This window comes from Bacillus sp. IBL03825, assembly GCF_024712505.1.
Taxonomy (GTDB): Bacteria; Bacillota; Bacilli; order Bacillales; family Bacillaceae_G; genus Bacillus_A; species Bacillus_A wiedmannii.
Window position 1 is genome coordinate 3,046,575 of record NZ_JAMXKE010000001.1, and the last position, 17,415, is coordinate 3,063,989.

Genomic DNA, 17,415 nt, shown 5'->3' on the forward strand with positions numbered 1-17,415 from the left:
CTAACCTACAAGAAAAGGAGTGTTGAACATGAATAGCGCAACAAATCAATCTACCTCTAAAACGCAAACTACACAAGGACAAGGTGAATTAAAACGCGGATTAAAATCTCGTCACCTTACGATGATTTCTCTCGGTGGTACAATCGGTACCGGACTATTTCTTGCCAGCGGTGGTGTCATCCATACAGCTGGTCCTGGCGGTGCACTAGTCGCATACGCCGCAATTGGAATTATGGTTTACTTTTTAATGACAAGCTTAGCTGAACTCGCGGCTTACATGCCTGTTACCGGATCTTTTAGCACGTATGCAACAAAATTTGTTGATCCATCACTTGGCTTTGCACTTGGATGGAACTATTGGTATAACTGGGCCATTACAATTGCCGCTGAACTCGCTGCTGTAACATTAATTATGAAATTTTGGTTCCCAGATACCCCTTCTCTTATTTGGAGTGGATTATGTTTAGCTATTATTTTCCTTTTAAACTATTTATCTGTTAAAGGGTTTGGTGAATCTGAATATTGGTTCGCACTTATTAAAGTAGTTACTATTATTATCTTTTTAATTGTCGGCTTTATGATGATTTTCGGAATTATGGGCGGCGAATCTGTTGGCTTTAAAAACTTCACTGTTGCAGATGCACCATTTAATGGGGGCATTATGGCAATTATCGGTGTATTTATGGCTGCTGGGTTCTCATTCCAAGGAACTGAATTATTAGGTGTAGCTGCTGGTGAAACTGCTGATCCAGAGCGTAACATTCCAAAAGCAATTCGTTCTATCTTTTGGCGTATTCTTTTATTCTATATCCTTGCGATTCTCGTTATCGGTTTATTAATTCCTTATACGACTGAAAGCCTTGCTGCAAGCGATGTAACAGTAAGTCCATTTACACTTATTTTTGAAAAAGCGGGCGTTGCCTTTGCTGCTTCTGTTATGAACGCTGTTATTTTAACGGCAGTATTGTCTGCTGGTAACTCTGGTATGTATGCATCAACTCGTATGCTTTGGGACTTAGCTCGCCAAGGAAAAGCACCAAAGTTTCTTGGTAAATTAGATAGCCGCGGTGTACCTGTTAACGCATTAATCGTAACGTCAATTGTCGGTAGTATCGCTTTCATTGCCTCTTTATTCGGTGACGGTGTTGTATACATTTGGTTATTAAACGCATCTGGAATGTCTGGCTTTATCGCATGGGTCGGAATTGCAATTAGTCATTACCGTTTCCGTAAAGCATATATCGCACAAGGAAAAGATTTGAAAGACTTACCATATAGAGCAAAATGGTTCCCGTTCGGTCCAATTTTCGCATTTGCACTTTGTGTCATCGTAATTTTAGGTCAAAACTACGGCGCATTTATGGGCGAATCAATCGATTGGAACGGTGTACTCGTTTCTTACATCGGTTTACCACTCTTCTTAGTACTATGGTTAGGATATAAATTTACGAAGAAAACGAAAGTGATTCCGCTCGATAAATGTGAATTGAAATAAAGTGAAACGAGCAAACAAATATGTTTGCTCGTTTTTTATTCCAATGCTTCTCCCTTCCCTATTGCTCCTGTTTTTGCAATAATAAAGGAAATATAAATAAAGGTTGGGATACGATGAACATTCGCATTACTGATGAAGCAAAAGCAGCTATACATAGATTAGAACGTGAAGACAAAAAGATTATTCGCATTAGAGGGACAATGACAAACTCTTGTAGTATTTTCGTTGATGTGGATTTAATTTGGGATACATATAATGCAGATGACGTTGTATATGAAGATGCTGATTTTACCGTACAAATGGATTCATTTACGAAAGACTATACTGGTGATACGGTGAAACTTGATTATAAGACGACTGGTTTTAGTATTACGACTCCGAGTGAGACTTTAGTTTATGGGCTGTCGATTAAAAAATAAAAATTGTTTTTAACTGATCAATGAGGTGAAAACATGGGTAAATATGTTCCGTTAAAATTTTTATTTAATGAAGAATTAGCAGAAAGTATGGCTGATTCTATTTGTAAACACGATCCTAATTTTCCGAAAAGAAACTTCGTATCTTCCGTAACATGTAAAGTTGAAAAATTAGAATTAAAGCAACGTATTGAAGTAATAGCAGATGAATTACACAATGTATTACAAAAAGATTTTAATGAAGCAATACATATTTTACTGAAAACATTGGGACCAGAAAATACAACAGAAGTAGGTACTTTTACAAACGGATATATGTACATGCCTATTGCAAAATACGTTGAAAAATATGGACTTAACCATTTTGAAGCCTCATGTAACGCCATGTATGAAATAACAAAAAGAAATACTGCTGAATATGCCATTCGGCCTTTTCTCGAAACATACCATGAAGACACACTACACATATTACAACAGTGGATTCATGACGAAAACAGCCATATTAGAAGATTAGTTTCCGAAGGTACAAGACCAAGACTTCCTTGGGCTAAAAAAATGGGAGCTCTGAAGGGTGACTTTAAGAACAATTTACAACTTCTTGAACCATTAATGAATGATCCTTCTAAATATGTCCAAAAATCTGTAGCCAATCATATTAACGATATTACGAAAGAAGATAAAGAACTCGTTTTTCAATGGTTACAGCAATTACGTGATAAACAACATCCTGTTAACCCTTGGATTATAAAACATGGGTTACGAACGATTATTAAAAATGGTACTTTGCCAAAAGATTTTTGTTTTTGAGTATTTTAAACAAAACCGCTTATGCTTCAAGAATCAAGTATAAGCGGTTTTCGCTTTCAAATATTATCCTTGTCTTAAAAATATTTCGAAAAATTTCCGGCTTATTTCGTTCAAAGCTTTCTATAAGCTCTTTTCCAAATTTGATCGTCCTCTTTGTCTGTAAACTCCATCCAGTTTTCCATTAAACAACTGCCTTCCCTTATAACTTCAAAGGATTTCCACTCGATTATCCCGAATATACAAATAACCACTCTAACAAGGAGCGAATTTATATGAATCTATTCGAACATGAAACGTAAAACCGTTCCACTTTAATAAGAGGTCCTCCTTTTTTCTTTTCTCATCATATCATTTACTTACAAAATAGGAGGATATAATTATGAAACGTGATTTATTATTTTTAACTTTATTAGAAAGTGCTAATACAAATTTTAGCGGTTGGGATTTTTCTTTTATTTCAGAAACTGGTCGAATGAAGAGCGAGCCTTTATCATGGTCGTACGGCAGCACTGCTTTTCAACTTATGCAGCGTGCAGAATCAATGCTCGATATGGGTACTGGCGGCGGAGAGTTTTTATCTATGTTACAACCGTTCCCATCAACTATTTTTGCGACTGAGGGCTATGCTCCAAACGTGCCAATTGCTCGGAAGAAATTAGAACCTTTAGGGGTTACAGTTATAGAGGTAACAGATGATACTGCTTTACCATTTCAAGATGGTCAGTTTGATTTAATCATAAATCAACATGAATCATATGCTGCCTCTGAGGTAAACAGAATCCTTTCTCCTAATGGAATATTTCTTACACAACAAGTTGGTGGTCTCGATTGTGCGGAACTAAATGAACAGTTTAGCACACCGCTAAATAGCGAATTTGCAAGTTGGTCGCTTGAAACGGTATGTAGTGAGTTAAAGGAAAATGGATTTACTATTTTAGAAGCAAAAGAAGAGTTCCCTTTTCAACGCTTTTACGACATTGGCGCTATCGTCTATTATTTAAAAGCGATTCCGTGGCAAATTCCTGATTTTACTGTCGAAGGTTATTATGAGGAATTATATCGTATACATGAAATCATCTTACAAAAAGGTTATTTTGATGTGAAGCAACATCGTTTTATGATTAAGGCGATTCGCAGTTAATCATGGAGCATTTGAAAAAGAGATGGATCTACCATCTCTTTTTTTATTTCCACTCAATATTTTCTATATTTAAACACTTCGTTTCACAGTAATAGCCTTTGCCACCAACATAAACTTTTTCTATTTTATTCTCGCTATTGGTTGCTAATTTAACTAATATTTCGGAAGGCGAGTGTAAAGAATAACCTTGTTCAAATACATAGACTTCTTTTTGTAAGTAGCGCTGTTCATAAAGATAGCAAGCTAATGCACCGTTTGAAGTTCCAGTCGCTGCTTCTTCATTAATGTCGTATAGTGGAGCAAAATTTCTGCATATAATTCGATTGTCATTAAAAGTATATAGATGCATCCCGACAACATTATAATACTTGCTGATTTCTTTAATTTTTTCAAAATTAGGTTGCATTGTATGTAATTGTGTTTCGCTTTTTATAGGAACTAAAATATCTTTTAAGCCCGTGGAGACAATTTGAATTGGGTATGTATTGTCTATATCTTTAATGTCAAAGCAGTCGATAAACTCATTTGGAGATATAACATCATAGAATATCGGTTCGTTTTGTTCCATGAATATGATGTCATCTTTTATGGTAATAGTAAGAACACCGCTGTTCGTTTCAATCGTATAGCGATTCTTGAAAAGTTTATTTACATGCATCAGTATCGTGAAAGAGGCAATTGTCGCATGACCACATAAATCAACTTCCTCTTTTGGTGTAAAATACTCAATTTTATAATCAGCAATTTCAGATTCTGATATAAATGCGGTTTCCGCATAGCCCAGTTGTTTGGCTATTGCCATTTTTTGAGTAGTGGTCAATGTATTCTCTATAAATACCACTCCTGCTTTATTTCCGCCTTTATGATCCTTGCTAAATGCACTTGCAACATAAACAGATATTTTCATAAGATACCTTCCTCCCCTATAATAAATTGTAGCATAGAACGTACTACATATATATATTGTTGGATAAATTAGCCATAAAGCAAGAGACAAACTATTTTTTAGTATCTGAACTCTCCAAAAAATAGTTTGTCTAGAGCCTGAGAGTTGGATCTATCATCTCTTTTTTCCCGTTTATTTTTAAAAATTTTGTGGTGGCTTCTAGATTGTTAAGTACGTTCACGTCTCGCAATCGCATCAGCTAATGTAATAAGTTGCTTGCGCGTTATCTTTCCAGCTAACTTTTCTTTTATAACTTTTTCCATTTCTTTTGTAATAATCATACCTTCTATTGCTAGAGTCGCTTTAGCTGCCTCGAAAGCTTTATTCAGTTCTTCTTCACTTTTGAATGCCGTAATTTAAGTTATCTCCTTCACATCATTTTCATTTCCTTTTCTAATGAAGCAAATTGTGTACTTATACATACGTTCCTTTTCCCCTCATCTACATATTTAAATTGCATTTTGATTAGACCTTGCTGAATTAAGTTTTTTATTATACAAAAAATTGGTTTTTAATGAGGTATTTTGCTCATTTTTATTAAAAAACATTCTCCTTATAATTATATTTCACATAATATATTGTACAACTTTCGTTTCAGAAAGGAGTGTTCAAAATCGATAACATAAGTAGCGAATTTTTAAAACAATATTACGATAGTCGAGTCTGGTTATATGATACACATTGGCTTGGGGTCCCCATTCTCAAACTTCCCACTGATCTTTTTTTGTATCAAGAAATTATTTACGAATTAAAACCCGATTTAATTATTGAATGTGGTACTTGTTATGGTGGTAGTGCGTTGTATTTAGCTTCTATATTAGATCTAATTGGAAAAGGTCACGTTCTTACTATTGATATATTCCCACAACCAAATCGTCCATCTCATGACCGCATTACGTATGTAACATCTTCTTCTGTTTCTGTACAGGCCGTCCAAACCATTTTAAGTATGCGCAAACCTGATGATGTAATTTTAGTTATTTTAGATTCTGATCATAGTAAAGAGCATGTCTCAAAAGAACTTTTACTTTATAAGTCTATCGTTACTACTGGCAGTTATATTATTGTAGAGGATACATCTATTAATGGAAATCCTGTTTCGCCCGATTGGGGGGCAGGTCCAATGGAAGCTGTAGAAGAGTTTTTAACTAAAAATAACAATTTCATAATCGATGAATCTAAGCATAAGTTTTTCATCTCATTTAATCCAAAAGGTTTTTTAAAGAAGATAAAGTGAAACTTTAATAAGTGGGGTTGTATATAACCCCACTTATTCTATAATCTTCATTTTTGAAAAAGGATAATATACAAATTCCACTTTGCCTATTATATTATCTTCTTCAATATATCCTAAGCCGTTTCGACTATCTCTACTAAGTTCACGATTATCTCCCATTACAAATAACTTATTTGGCGGGATTTTTGTCTTTTGAAAGTTATAAAACACTTGCGTATTATTGGATAAATCTTTATTTGTATACGGTTCTTCTTGCTTTTTATCATTCACATATACTGATCCATTCGTTATGTTAATTACGTCACCAGGAAGTCCTATTACTCGTTTTACATAATATTTCGACTCATCCTCTTCCTTTATAATGACAATTTCTCCGTGCTCTAAATTAGAAAAATGTACTGCTGCTTTATTTACAAATACGTAGTCTTCTTCATATAAAGTCGGTTGCATCGATTTCCCTTCCACTTTACATAAAGTAAAAGAATGATAGGCTACTACCAAAACAAACACGAAGAGTATGTATTTCCCCCAGCCTCTTTTAATCTCCTGTTTCATATCCATTCCCACCTTATTTAAACGCTTTTTAACTCAAAAAATATATCACTGCACAATATGTCTCCATGCAGTGATACTATTTTTACTGGGCCTTGTTCGGCTGTTCTACTGGGACTGGATTTCCACCCGCTCTTTTCGTTTTCAATTCAAAATACGCATCCAAAATCTCTTTACCAATCGCGGAATTAATTCCTGATTTGTCATCATTCACCCAAGGTACAACAACTGAAAAAGCTACTTCCGGATCAGCATCATATGGTGCATAACCGGCAAGAGTTAAATTATAACATTTTTTTCGGTTATTGTTTTCATCTCTTCCAATATCACTTTCTCCACCATATACAGTTTCAGCTGTTCCTGTTTTTCCAGCTGGTTTATACGGTAATCCTTTAAACGTTGCCGTACCTGTTCCGTCAGTTTCTTGAAAAACTCTTCTAAATCCTTCTTTTACATGATTAATGTATGAAGTGTCCATATCCACTCGATTTAAAATAACTGGTTCAATAGACCGAACAACTTTTCCAACATCCTCTGGTCTATGTGGTTGCTCTCTCACTTCTTGTACAATTTGTGGTTTCATTCGGTAACCACCGTTTGCAATTGTTGACATATATTGAGCAAGTTGAAGCGGCGTATATGTATCATACTGTCCAATCGCGTAATCAAGTAAAAAGCCAGGTATGTTATCTGTTCTACCCATTTGACCAATCGATTCATTCGGTAAGTCAATTCCAGTCGGTACGCCTAAGCCAAACTGTCTAAAGTAGTAGCGTATTTTATTAAATGTTTCTTTTTTAATATCTAGCGGATTGTTTGGTACATAATTTACACCTGCCATTTTTAATGCTGTATTAAACATATAAACGTTTGATGAAACTTGTAAAGCTCTTAAATCATCAATATCACCAAAATCTTTCCACGATTTCTTTGGCTTGACACTTCCTTTAAAATACATTGGTGCATCGAAGAAATGCGTATACGGCTTTATTGTTTCAGTTTGATATCCGGCTAATAATGTAGCCCCTTTCACAGTTGACCCTAATTCATAAGAACTTGTCATCGTCCCTAAAGCGAAGTCTTCTATTTGCATGCCGCCATCTTTATTTACAATTTTCTTTCCTGCCATTGATAAAATTTGGCCATTTTTCGGGTTCATCATTACTACAAACGCACGATCCATCATCGGCTCTGCAGAATGAAATGCTCGTAAATTCTTTTCAAGACTTTCCTCTACTTTTTTCTGTAACTCCATATCAACAGTTAACATTAAATTATTTCCGCTTTTTCCTTCAGTCACTTTTTCCGTCCGAATAATATTTCCTGCTTTATCCGTAATGTTTTTAGACTGTTCTTTCGTTCCATGTAATGCATCTTCGTACTGTTTCTCGATGTAGCTCTTACCAATACGGTCATTTCGGTTATAATCACGCACTAAATAATAATCTAACTGTTCTCTCGGTAAGCCCTCATTTTCAGTAGAAACGCTACCAAGTATGGAACGAAGTATTTTATCATTTGGGTATTCACGTTCCCAATCCACTGTCGTATCCACTCCTGGCAAAATTGCCAATCTTTCACTTACGATTGCATATTCATTTTGGCTTACATCTTTTTTAACGATTTGCGGCGTCATTTTATATCCCGCATTCATCCTACTTTTAATTGCTAGTACTTCTAGATCCTCTTTTGATAGTTCGCTTAATTCTTCTTGCGTAATTCTTTCACGGCGCAACTCTTCAACTTTTTTATCTAATTCTTTCCCCTCTATCTCTTGCTTCCTAAATGTACTCTCATCTTCTTTCGTTACTTTTTCTGCTGCTCGTTTTTCATTTAACTGCATCCAAAAATCTTTTTTATCTGTTTCTGTTAACTTAGCTATATCTTCTGGCGACATTTCTATTAGCTGAGCTAACTGTCTCGCTACTTGTAAAACTTCTTTCGAATCTACTCCTTTCATTTTCGTATATGTAACGGTTCGTAGTGGTTTATTATTTACAATCACTTGACCTTGCCGATCAAACATTTTCCCTCTAGGAACAGGAGTGCTTACCGTTACATCTTCCTTTTTGTTCACTTCATTTCTATACGTTTCTCCATCAATGATTTGTACTTTACCTAATTGAATTATAATAGCTGAAAATAAAAGAAAGACGATAAAAAATAGTACATTTAATCGAAATGGAATGTGGGTCTTTTTCTTTTTCGATTGTTTCTTCTGCTCCTTTTTCTGTCTCATTTCGCTCCCTCGCTTCATTCTATTAACATTTCTACACAGAACCATTATGTATCAAATTTATTTATATGATATATATAGAATTTTATATTAATTACTAAAGAAATAAAAGATTTAATTTTCAGTATTTTAATTTTATACCCTATTTATTACCATTCCCTTATTAAGAAATAACATGAATGTTATTCTAAAAGAAAGAGTGTATACAATTGTTTTTTCATACCATTCATTTACATTTCTTTGTATACTAACAATAAAAGACACCACTAAGGAGAAAATGAAATGACAGATTCATTTACAATACATACTAATACGTCATATTGTTTAAACTTTATGATTTATATTCAAAATATTTATCTCAACCAAAAAGAGAATAAAGAAAATTTGCGGTTTCCTTACATAGCAAAACAAGTAAATTTTTCTACTGACTTTGAAGATAATTTCAAAGAATTATGGCATACACTCCGTAAACAAATTGCTAATGAGAGATATGATTTACAGATTTTTTATGAGGAAAACCATATCTTTTATGAGAAGCTCTTTGACACTCAATTATGTAATGAGGACTCCTTTCAAGAGTTAGTATGTAGTTTTAAAGTATGGTGGACTAGCATAGCAGGTCAGCTTTCATTAGAACATTCTGTAAGTGAGTATAGTTAGCAACTTTATAATGATTTGGTTTTATACGTAAAGCAACACCAAATAGAGCCTTTACAACATCTACATATTAGCTTACTTTATGACGACTGTGTATTCGTTAAAGGTAATACTACTTCTTACTCTGCTATTTTACCTACGAAACGCTTTTTTATTAATTATAGAGATGTGGTTACTACATTATCGAAGTGCTTTAAACTGTGATTATCCAAATAAAAAACTGAGGTGGATACCTCAGTTTTTTCGATAACTTATTTCATTGAGGCTAACCCTTCAACAAACTCACCAATCTTATTTTGAAAAACAAAATCAAAGTTATATTCTTGTCCTGTTAACTCTTCATTTACTAAAATTGTCGTTGCCCCTATCTCCCTCTTTGCGATTTCCGGGAATGAAGCGACAGGTTGTACTTTTAATGACGTTCCCATAACGATAAGCACATCTGTTTCATATAAACGTTGTATCGCATTTTGATATTGCGGCAATGTATCTCCGTATAAAACAACGTCTGGATTTAAAATGAAATTACACTTCTCGCAGCGAGGCACTTCATGATCAATCATATACCGCAAATCATATCCCGCTTTACACTTCGGACAGTGTGCTGTTTGAAGTGTTCCATGTAAATCAATGACATGTTTACTACCACCTAGTTGATGTAAACCATCAATATTTTGCGTTAAAATCGTAATATCTTTCCCTTGTTCTTCTAATTCAGCTAAAAAGCGATGCCCGCGATTTGGTTTATATTGATGAAACGTATTAATTTGAAAGATTTCTTTATAATGCTTCCAAAATTCTTTCGGACTTCTATTATAATATCCCCTTGATAAATACATCTCCACATTCGCATCAGCATACAATCCATTTGCTGAACGAAAATCTGGGATACCACTTTCCGTACTTGCTCCTGCACCTGTTAACACTGTAATTTTCTTCGCTTGCTCTAAAATTGAACGTACTTCTTCAAATTGTTGCACAAAAATCACCTCTATGTATATTGCTATACTTATTATACCAGTTGTTTACAGGAGGTGTTGTATGATTCGTTTTATTTAATGCGTCGTACCCCCAATTTCTACAATATCGACCTCAACTGTCGTCGTTACCTCTACTGCTGATTCTATCCCTTTACGAATAGTAGAAAGTGACATACTCGGTTGGCCTGGATAATTGCTCGCTTGTTCTGGTAAGAATGGAATATGAACAAATCCACCTTTTATTTTCTTACCATGTTTCTCTAATTCATGCATGAGACCGTAGAATAAATGATTACAAACGAATGTACCTGCTGTTTGTGAAACGGAAGCCGGTATGCCTTCTTCTTGAAGTCTTTTTACAATTGCTTTCATCGGAAGCGTAGACCAATAGGCAGCCGGTCCTTCTTCCACAACCGGTACATCTACCGGCTGGTTCCCTTCATTGTCGGCAATTCTTGCATCATCAATATTAATTGCGACACGCTCTATCGTAATATCTGGTCTGCCTCCAGCTTGTCCAATACATATAATCATTTCAGGGTTTAGTTCTTCTATATACTCTTTTAATACGCTGATTGATTTATGAAATACCGTTGGGACTTGTTTGCTAATAATCTTGTACTCTCCAATTGTTTTTTCATGTAAACTTTTTGCGACTTCCCAAGCTGGGTTGATGCTTTCTCCGCCGAACGGATCAAATCCTGTTAGTAATACTGTTTTCATAGTTTTCCCTCCTAATTAGAAACGATATACAAGGCCGTACATAATAAACATATTTATGATAAAGATTGAAAGAGCAATTGGTAATTGTGCTTTAATAACTGCATTTTTATCTTTTAGCTCTAAAAGCATCGCCGGAACGATATTAAAGTTTGCTGCCATTGGCGTAAGTAGCGTTCCGCAATATCCAGCAAACATACCGAGTGCTGCCATAATTGCTGGATTCCCACCATGCATTTGAACAATTAAAGGTAAACCAATTCCGCCAGTAATAACGGCAAACGCTGCGAATGCATTTCCCATTACGACTGTAAAGAGCATCATTCCTAAACAATACGCCATAACAGCTACGAACGGATACTCTGTCGGTAATACTTGACCGACTAAATCAGAAACGACTTGTCCAACGCCAGACTTTGCGAAAATACCGCCAAGTGCCGCTAACATCTGTGGTAAAATAACAGCCCAGCCGACAGCTTGTAATAGTCTGCTTCCTTCTTGTACAGGCGTTGTTATTTTCGATTTTGTAATACGCATCGCTGCAACGAATGCAAGTAATGCCCCTAGTGCTAATGCTACTAGCGTTACTTTATCTGGATCAACAAGGGAAACATTTCCCCATTTGATTTTCCCTAACGTTAACGTACCGATAATTGTAAAAATAGGAATTAATAGTGCAGGCATAAAAATTTTATTTTTTAATTTCTCAGCATGTTTCACACGTTCTTGTACAGGTACTTCTTTCTCTTCTGATTTTGTTACTTTATTTAGTGAAGCTAACACGACCATAGCGAGCACAATACAACCAACGTAAAACGAAGGGATTATATTTCCGAATAAAAACGTAACTGCAAATAATGCCCAAAATAAGCTAGAACCCCATCGATTTGGATGTTCACGATCAAATGCAATACGAACAGCGATAAAGGCAACGATTATACCTAATACGTAATAAATTGTATCCATTGTGATGATGTTCATTTTATATTGCCTCCTTCTCTTCTTTTTCTTTTGATGTCATCGTTTTCGCTATATATTTATCAAATCTTCTAAATCTGATCCAGCTGACAATAAGCGCAGATATTGCAGTTGGAATACCCCAAAGCGCCATATCCCACACACCGACATGCATACCTACTGAATCGAAGAATCCTTTCATTAATAAAATCGCACCAGTCGCGATAAATATATCCTCTCCGAAAAACCAAGCTGTATTTTCCGCAGCTGCTGCGTTTGCTTTAATCTTTTCTCTTAACTTTTCAGGTAACTTACCATATTTACCTTGCGCAGCCCCTTCTGCCATCGGTGCAACGAGTGGCCTTACTGTTTGTGCATGACCACCAATATTCAGTCCAAGTGCTGCTGATGATTCTCTTATCGTAAAATATGACATTAACACTCTTCCAGTTGTTGCGCCTTTTGATTTCGTTATAAGTGCTTCTGCTCTTTCTTTTAAACCGTAACGCTCTAAAATTCCGATTACCGGTAAAGTTAGTATAATCGGCATAGACATATATCTATTTTCTATGAAAAATTTACCGAACATGCTAATCACATCATAAAAGCTTAATCCTGAAACCATACCAGTAACAATACCTGCAACCATAACTACTAATAATGTATTTAATCTAAATAAAAAGCCCACTGCAACAAGTAGTATCCCGATTAATTTAATCATTCCAGCACTTCCCCCTATTTTTTATTTCGGTGCACAAATAGAAATACCATTAAATTCGAATGTTCTGTATATTTTTCTCGCAAATTGGACTGCTTTCTCTCCATCACCATGTAAACAAATTGTTTGTGCTTGAACTGCTACTTTCTCTCCGTTCACCGCGTTTACGTAGCCTTCTTTCACCATTTGAAGCACTTGCTTTATCGCTTCTTCTTCATTTTTTATAAGTGCATTTTCTTCTGTCCGGCTCGTTAACGTTCCATCTTGCTTATACGTACGATCAGCAAAAGCTTCTTGTACGAGAGTTATATTGTATTTTTCCGCAGCCTGTATAAACGCCTCGCTATTTGCTAATCCGTAAAGTAATAGCTTGGGATTACTATGATAAATTGCTTTTGCGATTGCATCTGCAATTTCCGGATTTGTCGCCGCCATATTATATAGGGCACCGTGCGGTTTTACATGATGCATGTTCCCGCCTGCCGCTTTCACAAAAGCATCTAATGCACCGATTTGATATAAAACGTAATCGTATACTTCACTCGCTGAAACATTCATGTTTCTTCTTCCAAATCCAATTAAATCAGGAAAACCAGGATGCGCGCCAATTGCTACGTTATGCTGCAGTGCCTTTTCGACCGTTTTCCTCATTACAGTCGGATCACCCGCATGAAAACCGCAAGCAACGTTTATAGAGGAAACGAACGGAAGAATTTCATCATCATTCCCCATTTTATAAGCTCCAAAACTTTCTCCTAAATCACAATTTAAATCGATTGTCGTCACGATATTCCCCTCCTAATGTCAGCTTCGTAAAGTGATGAATTTCTTTAATAGATTCATATTTACTTCTTGTTCTATGTACAATTGTTCCGCTTCTTCCAGCGTAATTTTCTCAAAAGAAACATAATCCCCCGGTTTTAACTGAGCAAGAAGTGGTAAATCTACTGAAATAATATTTCCCATTCTCGGATAGCCACCTGTCGTTTGCCTATCTGCCATTAATATAATCGGCTGTCCTCCATTAGGAACTTGAATGGTCCCAAATGTAACCGGACTCGATAAAATCTCTTTTTCTTCAATCCTATTTAAAACTTCTCCTTCAACTCTATAGCCCATACGATCAGCGTAATTAGATACTTTATACTCTTTCGTGAAAAATGCCCTTATACTTTCTTCTGTAAATTGATCATATTCAAAATCAGTTATAACGCGAAGCTTAGGATATTTCTTATACTTTGGCAGTACGCCGCTGCTAATTGCCCATTTCGTTTTGACTCGCTCATCCTTTTGTAAGTCTTGAATGAAACGCCTTGCCATTTCTGTGTGTGTACCAATTTGAAAATAATCTCCTTTTTTCAGCATTCTTCCTTCAATACCACCAATCGCAGCACGTATGTAAGTACTTTTGCTTCCCATTGTACGATCAATCTGTATACCACCTGCAAAAGTCACATACGCTCTGCAACCACTTTTCACTTTCCCAAAACAAAGCATGCTACCTTCTTCCGCTAAAATGGGACGCCATAATGGAATACGCTCTCCATTCAATAACGGCTCCATATTTGCTCCGCCAATCGCAAGTAAAGTCGTTTTCTTTATTAACAATTTAGGTCCCATAATTGTCATTTCAAGTCCCGCTTCATTCTCTTCATTACCGACTAACATATTAATCATCCGAAGTGCACTTTGATCCATGGCCCCGCCAACTGGTACACCGTATTGTTGATAATGAGATCGCCCTAAATCTTGGACTGTTGTAAACATTCCCGCATGCAAAACCTCTACATCCATTCTTTAGCCCCCTCAAGTGATACATACTCTTCCTTCGTTATTGGGATAAATCGTAAATACATACCACTTTGAATATATGTCGGTGTTTCTTCTTCTGGATTAAATAATGAAATAGGAGTTCGGCCAATAATATTCCATCCTCCTGGTGTTTCAAGTGGATATATACCTGTTTGATTTCCACCAATACCTACCGAACCAGCAGGTATTTGTAACCGTGGTGTTTCTTTTCTAGGTGTTTCTAGTTCTTTTGATAGTCCTCCTAAATACGGGAACCCTGGTGTAAAACCTAACATATACACAAAATATGTTGTCTCGCTATGTATGCGAATCACATCCTCCGCTCGTAATCCTCTACAATGCGCGACCTCTTCTAAATCAGGTCCATATTCTCCCCCGTAGCAAACAGGTATAGAAATATGTTTCACATCTTGGTTCACTTCTTCTTTATACGAATTACACAGCTCTTTTATATATTGGCAAACGTAATGATATGATCCTTCACTTCTCCCATTTCGCTTCCATACTTCGTATACATTGTAGTAGACCGCTAATGAAGTGAAAGATGGTACACACTCAACCATTCCTGTAAACGGGTGCCGTCTCAACGCTTGAAATAATCGCTGCACTTTTTCGTATGTCTCCATCCCAATTTCTTCACCAAATGTAACAATCATTGCTTGATCTCCTAATGCAGAAAATTTCATCCCACTCCCTCTTTCTATGCCAAAAAGCCGAGTTCTTTCGAAATGCGATGTGCTGTTTCTTTCACCTTCGCAATAAAATATGAAATGTTACTTTCGCTATACTCAATTGCTAAACCTGAAATACTAATACCCGCTATAACTGTTCCATCGCTTGCAAAAATGGGCGCTGCTATAGCCGCTGTATGATTTTCTAACTCCGAGTAGCTAATTGTGTGACCTTCCTTTTTCGCCATTTTTAACACTTCTAACAATTGCTCCTTATCCACGATTGTTCCATCTGCAAACTGTTTTAAATCCGTTTCCTCTATGTACTTCCATGTCTCTTTCTCAGAGAAATACGATAGTAAAATTCTCGGACATGCACCAGCATAAAGCGGTGCTCTTCTTCCAACCGCGGTATACACGCGTACAGGCTGAACGCCTTCCATCTTTTCCACATAAATCGCGTCATTACCATCTTGAATAATTAAATTAACTGCCTGCCCTAAACTATTTCTAAGCTCTTTCATATATGGAATCGCAATATTTCTTACGGATAATCTTTGTGACACAAGTTGACCGAACCGTAAAAAAACGACTCCGAGACGATACTTCCCCTTCTCATTTTTTTGTAATAACTCCATTTCTTCTAACGAGCCAATTAAACGATAAACAGATGTTTTCGGCATACTCGTAAGCTGAACCATCTCTGTTAAACTTAACTCTTCATGCTCATAAAACAACTCTAAAATATCCATTGTCTTAACTGCCGTTTTATTTATACTCATTCTATCTCCCTCTTGTTCCGAATTACGGAACTTAAATTCCGTTTTTCGAAACAAACATATAATTTAAAATTATAAAATATTCTTTCAATTCTATCAATATTTTTTTAAGTATGTGACCTGATATATTTTGTCAGTAATTTTAAAAACGTAAACAATTAAATGCATTTGTAAATTTTTACATCAAACTATTACATCTCCACTATATTTCGATTATTATAATATACACAAAACAAAATGTAAGGAGTGTTTCTTTTGAAAAAGCTGCTAGTGATTCCTGCTATTATGTTGTCTTTTTGTATAGGTTATAAGGTAACATTTGCGACAAATGAAGATACTCATTCAACCGCTAAAATTGCCCAACATCATAAAATAGCGAACGAAGAAATTCATTTTTTCGGATCAAGTATTTCTGGCTTTAACTATTCTCATGGAGATGAATTAAGTGTTCTTGTAAAAAATATAGGTGATTCTCCTTTTAGTTACACTTTATATAATGCTAAAGATTCTTGGATGATTGACGGAACTTTAAAACCTGGGGAACAAGCGATCAATGAATTTAGTATAAATTGGAGTGATTGGCTTCCTGAAGGTGAATACAAGATAAAATTTAGAAATAATGATGGTTCTCTTTCAAAAGTTCAAGTTATAGCAAAACCTAACATATAAATAAGGCACAAAAAAAGTATGGAAGAATATTTCTTCCATACTTTTTGTTTTATAACGCTCTTACTTGTTTCAACGGCCAGAAAACAGCTTGTCCTTTTCCGACAATCTCATCTTCTGAAATGAATCCGAACATACGACCATCTTTCGAAACTTCACGATTATCTCCTAAAACAAACACTTGGCCTTCTGGCACTTTCGTTTTTCCTGTGATTTGTTCTAACGTAAAGTCTGGAGTTAATACACGGCCTGCTGCTTTTTCTTTAAACTCTTTTAAATATGGTTCTTCCATCGCTTTTCCGTTTACATATAAAACATCGTTTTTATACTCAACTGTATCGCCTGGTAAACCAATTACTCGTTTTACTAAATCGTACCCTTCTTTTCCGTGGAAGACGATAATATCAAAGCGATCTAATCCACTTATACTATAACCGATCTTATTCACAAGAACTCGTTCGTTATTTTCTAAAGTGGGCATCATCGATTCACCTTGTACTAATGAGGGTGTAAATAAAACACCGCGAATAATAGCAATTAGGACAAGGGTAAATCCTATCGTTTTAGCCCATGAGAATAATTCTTTCTTCGTATTTTCCTTCATCGTTTCTCCTCTTTCTTATGT

At 35.7% G+C, this 17,415-nt stretch carries 19 protein-coding genes and 1 pseudogene; 7 read left to right on the forward strand and 13 right to left on the reverse strand.

The window, feature by feature from the left end:
• The first annotated feature begins 28 nt into the window (after positions 1-28).
• The 4 genes from NHG49_RS15655 to NHG49_RS15670 all read left to right on the forward strand — a co-directional run bounded on the left by NHG49_RS15655 (position 29) and on the right by NHG49_RS15670 (position 3,859).
• Entirely contained in the window at positions 29-1,495 is a 1,467-nt protein-coding gene (locus NHG49_RS15655) for an amino acid permease (protein WP_001083398.1), read from the forward strand.
• Between the two features lie 113 nt (positions 1,496-1,608).
• Positions 1,609-1,914 (forward strand): iron-sulfur cluster biosynthesis family protein, encoded by a 306-nt coding sequence (locus NHG49_RS15660; protein ID WP_064475687.1) that lies wholly within the window; start codon positions 1,609-1,611, stop codon positions 1,912-1,914.
• A gap of 33 nt (positions 1,915-1,947) precedes the next feature.
• Positions 1,948-2,718 (forward strand): DNA alkylation repair protein, encoded by a 771-nt coding sequence (locus NHG49_RS15665; RefSeq protein WP_222655296.1) that lies wholly within the window; start codon positions 1,948-1,950, stop codon positions 2,716-2,718.
• Between the two features lie 379 nt (positions 2,719-3,097).
• Positions 3,098-3,859, forward strand: coding sequence for a class I SAM-dependent methyltransferase (locus tag NHG49_RS15670; protein ID WP_258126236.1), 762 nt, complete (start codon positions 3,098-3,100; stop codon positions 3,857-3,859).
• A 43-nt stretch (positions 3,860-3,902) separates the two neighbouring features.
• Here the strand turns inward: NHG49_RS15670 and NHG49_RS15675 are convergent, their stop codons facing one another.
• Both NHG49_RS15675 and NHG49_RS15680 read right to left on the reverse strand, forming a co-directional pair.
• Positions 3,903-4,766 (reverse strand): PhzF family phenazine biosynthesis protein, encoded by an 864-nt coding sequence (locus NHG49_RS15675; RefSeq protein ID WP_258126238.1) that lies wholly within the window; start codon positions 4,764-4,766, stop codon positions 3,903-3,905.
• 206 nt (positions 4,767-4,972) lie between these two features.
• On the reverse strand, positions 4,973-5,161 hold the full coding sequence (locus tag NHG49_RS15680) for a hypothetical protein (RefSeq protein ID WP_064475691.1): 189 nt from the start codon (positions 5,159-5,161) through the stop codon (positions 4,973-4,975).
• A gap of 248 nt (positions 5,162-5,409) precedes the next feature.
• Between NHG49_RS15680 and NHG49_RS15685 the strand changes: the two genes are divergently transcribed.
• Complete coding sequence (locus NHG49_RS15685; RefSeq protein ID WP_081257278.1) at positions 5,410-6,042, forward strand: cephalosporin hydroxylase family protein; 633 nt, start codon at positions 5,410-5,412, stop codon at positions 6,040-6,042.
• A 33-nt stretch (positions 6,043-6,075) separates the two neighbouring features.
• Here the strand turns inward: NHG49_RS15685 and lepB (NHG49_RS15690) are convergent, their stop codons facing one another.
• Both lepB (NHG49_RS15690) and NHG49_RS15695 read right to left on the reverse strand, forming a co-directional pair.
• The gene (lepB, locus tag NHG49_RS15690) at positions 6,076-6,597 is read right to left on the reverse strand and encodes a signal peptidase I (RefSeq protein WP_258126239.1); all 522 of its coding nucleotides are present in this window, start codon (positions 6,595-6,597) and stop codon (positions 6,076-6,078) included.
• 82 nt (positions 6,598-6,679) lie between these two features.
• Positions 6,680-8,833, reverse strand: coding sequence for a peptidoglycan D,D-transpeptidase FtsI family protein (locus tag NHG49_RS15695; protein WP_103656002.1), 2,154 nt, complete (start codon positions 8,831-8,833; stop codon positions 6,680-6,682).
• Positions 8,834-9,112: 279 nt separating this feature from the next.
• Here NHG49_RS15695 and NHG49_RS15700 point away from each other — a divergent pair.
• Positions 9,113-9,691: pseudogene (locus NHG49_RS15700) on the forward strand (hypothetical protein).
• A 47-nt stretch (positions 9,692-9,738) separates the two neighbouring features.
• Here the strand turns inward: NHG49_RS15700 and NHG49_RS15705 are convergent.
• The 8 genes from NHG49_RS15705 to NHG49_RS15740 all read right to left on the reverse strand — a co-directional run bounded on the left by NHG49_RS15705 (position 9,739) and on the right by NHG49_RS15740 (position 16,127).
• Entirely contained in the window at positions 9,739-10,467 is a 729-nt protein-coding gene (locus tag NHG49_RS15705; RefSeq protein ID WP_142315012.1) for an NAD-dependent protein deacylase, read from the reverse strand.
• Positions 10,468-10,542: 75 nt separating this feature from the next.
• Positions 10,543-11,190, reverse strand: a complete 648-nt coding sequence (pcp, locus tag NHG49_RS15710; RefSeq protein ID WP_064475697.1) for a pyroglutamyl-peptidase I — start codon at positions 11,188-11,190, stop codon at positions 10,543-10,545.
• Positions 11,191-11,205: 15 nt separating this feature from the next.
• On the reverse strand, positions 11,206-12,168 hold the full coding sequence (locus NHG49_RS15715) for a DUF979 domain-containing protein (protein WP_258126241.1): 963 nt from the start codon (positions 12,166-12,168) through the stop codon (positions 11,206-11,208).
• A 1-nt stretch (position 12,169) separates the two neighbouring features.
• Positions 12,170-12,865 (reverse strand): DUF969 domain-containing protein, encoded by a 696-nt coding sequence (locus tag NHG49_RS15720; protein WP_000593388.1) that lies wholly within the window; start codon positions 12,863-12,865, stop codon positions 12,170-12,172.
• Positions 12,866-12,886: 21 nt separating this feature from the next.
• A complete protein-coding gene (gene pxpA / locus NHG49_RS15725; protein ID WP_064475699.1) occupies positions 12,887-13,648 on the reverse strand; it encodes a 5-oxoprolinase subunit PxpA in 762 nt (253 codons plus the stop codon).
• 18 nt (positions 13,649-13,666) lie between these two features.
• Positions 13,667-14,656 carry a 5-oxoprolinase subunit C family protein gene (locus NHG49_RS15730; RefSeq protein ID WP_064475700.1) on the reverse strand — a complete coding sequence of 330 codons (990 nt, stop codon included), beginning with the start codon at positions 14,654-14,656 and terminating at the stop codon, positions 13,667-13,669.
• On the reverse strand, positions 14,647-15,360 hold the full coding sequence (gene pxpB, locus NHG49_RS15735; protein ID WP_222655293.1) for a 5-oxoprolinase subunit PxpB: 714 nt from the start codon (positions 15,358-15,360) through the stop codon (positions 14,647-14,649). Before pxpB ends, NHG49_RS15730 begins: the two co-directional genes overlap by 10 nt.
• 14 nt (positions 15,361-15,374) lie before the next feature.
• A complete protein-coding gene (locus tag NHG49_RS15740) occupies positions 15,375-16,127 on the reverse strand; it encodes an IclR family transcriptional regulator (protein WP_258126243.1) in 753 nt (250 codons plus the stop codon).
• A 252-nt stretch (positions 16,128-16,379) separates the two neighbouring features.
• Between NHG49_RS15740 and NHG49_RS15745 the strand changes: the two genes are divergently transcribed.
• Positions 16,380-16,793, forward strand: a complete 414-nt coding sequence (locus tag NHG49_RS15745) for a hypothetical protein (RefSeq protein WP_064475703.1) — start codon at positions 16,380-16,382, stop codon at positions 16,791-16,793.
• Positions 16,794-16,842: 49 nt separating this feature from the next.
• Here NHG49_RS15745 and lepB (NHG49_RS15750) read toward each other — a convergent pair whose 3' ends face one another.
• Positions 16,843-17,394, reverse strand: a complete 552-nt coding sequence (gene lepB / locus NHG49_RS15750) for a signal peptidase I (RefSeq protein WP_000662489.1) — start codon at positions 17,392-17,394, stop codon at positions 16,843-16,845.
• Positions 17,395-17,415 lie beyond the last annotated feature (21 nt).